We start from the raw sequence: 2,605 nt of genomic DNA, 5'->3' as shown, positions 1-2,605 counted from the left end.
CACGGCGGAACGCGCGGGCATCCGCGAGCAAGGTGGTGATGTCGCGGAACATGATTCCGGGCTTCGGATAGTCCGGGATAGTGCGGACGCTGGCCTTGATGTCGTGGTCAAAAGTCATTGGGTTCTCATCTCAGTTGTCATTCCGGGTCGATGCGTCAGCATCGAACCCGGAATGACGAGGTGAAATATTCTGCACTCAATTTGCCCCAGCATCCAGCCGGAACGCGTTTTCGACAATACGGAGTCCCACCTCGCCACCGAGCGACATCAGCGATTCCGGGTGGAATTGCACCCCGGCGACCGGCAGGGTCTTGTGCTCCAGCGCCATGGCGACGCCGTCCTCGGTGCTGGCGGTGACGGACAACACCGCCGGCATGCTGTCGCGCTCGACATAGAGCGAGTGATAGCGGCCGATGACGATCTCGTTCGGCAGGTTGCGCATCAAGCGGCCGCCGCGCACCTGCACCCGCGAGGGCCGGCCGTGGGCGGGATGGGTGAGCTGGCCGAGCTCGCCGCCGAAATACTCCCCGATCGCCTGCACGCCGAGGCAGACGCCGAACACCGGCAGCTTCTTCTCCAGCGCCGCATCGATGGTCTTCCCGATCGCGAAATCCTCCGGCCTGCCGGGGCCGGGCGACAGCACCAGCAAATCCCACCTCTTCTGCTTGAGCATGTCGAGCGCATGCACATAGCGGACCACCGTGACGCTGGCGCCGACCTGGCGGAAATAGTCAGCGAGCATGTGCACGAAGCTGTCGTCGTGGTCGATCAGCAGCACCTGCTTGCCAGAGCCGGTGGCATCGGGTGCAAAAGTCGAGAGCGGCTTCGGCGGATCGCCGCGCAGCGCCTGGAACAGCGCGGCAGCCTTGACCTGGCACTCGCGGTCTTCCGCGGCCGGATCTGAATCAAACAGGCAGGTGGCGCCCACGCGCACCTCGGCGAGGCCGTCCTTCATGCGGATGGTGCGGATGGTGAGGCCGGTGTTGATGCTGCCGTCGAAATTCACCGCGCCGATCGCACCCGCATACCAGCGCCGGGGCGAACGTTCGTGATCCTCGACGAACTGCATCGCCCAGAGCTTTGGCGCGCCCGTGACGGTCACCGCCCAGGCGTGGGTGAGAAACGCGTCGAGCGCATCGAAGCCGGGGCGCAGCATGCCTTCGACATGATCGACGGTGTGGAACAGTTTCGAATAGGTCTCGATCTGGCGGCGCGCCAGCACCTTGATGGTGCCGGGCACGCAGACGCGTGCCTTGTCGTTGCGATCGACGTCGGTGCACATGTTGAGCTCGAACTCGTCCTTCTCCGAGTTCAGCAGCTGGCGGATCTGCTCGGCATCGCCAATCGCATCCCTTCCGCGCGCGATCGTGCCCGAGATCGGGCAGGTCTCGACCCGGCGGCCATCCGAGCGCACGAACATTTCCGGCGAAGCCGAGACCAGGAATTCGCCCGCGCCGAGATTCATCAGCGCGCCATAGGGCGACGGATTGATGACGCAGAGGCGCTGGAACACTTCGGCCGGCGAGCGGTCGCAGGGCTCGGCGAAGAGCTGCCCCGGCACCGCCTCGAACAGATCGCCGCGGGCGAACGCCGCGCGCGCGGTCTCGACCGTCGCCTGGTATTCACCGGGCGCGTGATCGGCAAAGCCCTGGCGCGGCGTCTTCAAGTAGGGGCTTTCGGCGGTCTCGCGCGGCAGGCCCTCGGTGGACTTGCCCTTCCAGGAGAAGTCGTAAGAAAGCACGACGCCGCGGCCGGTGGCGCGGTCATAGGCCAGCAGGCGATCGGGCACGTAGAGCACGATATCGCGCTGGTCGGCCTCGCGCGGACGCTTCTGCACGAGGTCCTCGATCTGGAACACGAGGTCGTAGGCAAAGGCGCCGAACAGGCCGAGCAGCCCGTCGTCGTTGGCGGAGAAGGCGGCAACGATGTCGCGCACCAGCGACATCACGCTGGCACGCCGGGTGCGCTGGTCCTCCTCGACCGGGGCGTCGCCGCGGATGATGTGGCCGGCAAGGCGCGTCACCGTCTTCTCGGAGATGACGACGCAGGGCTCACGCAGGACATCGCCGAGGAAGGCGATCAGCACCTCTCCCCGTGCGTTCAAGGCTTCCAGCGTGAAATTGACGCCAACCGTTTCGAGCTTGAGCGGCGGATCAGAGAAGCCGAGGTCAAAACTCTCGTAGCGGCCGGGGACGGTCGTGCCCGAGGACAGCACCACGCCGCGGCGGCGGTCGAGCAGGCTGACGAGATCGTCGAGCCTGTTGGCGCCACCGGTGAACTGCTCCGCCACGCGCGTGATCGCCAGACCCGCGCGGGTCAGATAGTCGCTTCGGGCCGGAAGGGCAAAGACGGTCCTGTTCATGTCGTCCTCTTACGAAACTTGCCGAGGGAACGCCACACAGGACAAACGAGAAGGCCGCCGCGCTGTGCTGGCGACCTCAGACGATTTGGGAAAGGAAAATCGCACCGGCCACCTCGTCAGGAGGTGCGCCACCAAAGACGGGCTGGGCGGGCTACGGTGCTCATGGGCGGATACTCACCATGGCGAGGGGACGGCGTCAAGGGTGGCCGGGCTGCGGCTCAGAGGCCGCACTTCTTCCAGAGG

General features: G+C 65.8%; 1 protein-coding gene and 1 pseudogene. Both read right to left on the bottom strand.

Annotation, left to right across the window (positions count from 1 at the left end):
• Nucleotides 1-118, bottom strand: a pseudogene (locus tag JHD07_RS37565) (adenine phosphoribosyltransferase); the annotation flags it as partial.
• A gap of 78 nt (nt 119-196) precedes the next feature.
• Entirely contained in the window at nt 197-2,362 is a 2,166-nt protein-coding gene (locus JHD07_RS37560; protein ID WP_291631372.1) for an anthranilate synthase component I, read from the bottom strand.
• Between the last annotated feature and the right edge of the window lie 243 nt (nt 2,363-2,605).

It is taken from the genome of Bradyrhizobium sp. (assembly GCF_016462955.1).
Classification (GTDB): Bacteria; Pseudomonadota; Alphaproteobacteria; order Rhizobiales; family Xanthobacteraceae; genus Bradyrhizobium.
This window is presented reverse-complemented; position numbering and strand designations above follow the sequence as displayed.

Bases quoted from the DNA above. Each gene is read 5' to 3' on its own strand.
- JHD07_RS37560 (WP_291631372.1), bottom strand. From the start codon at position 2,362: ATGAACAGGACCGTCTTTGCCCTTCCGGCCCGAAGCGACTATCTGACC.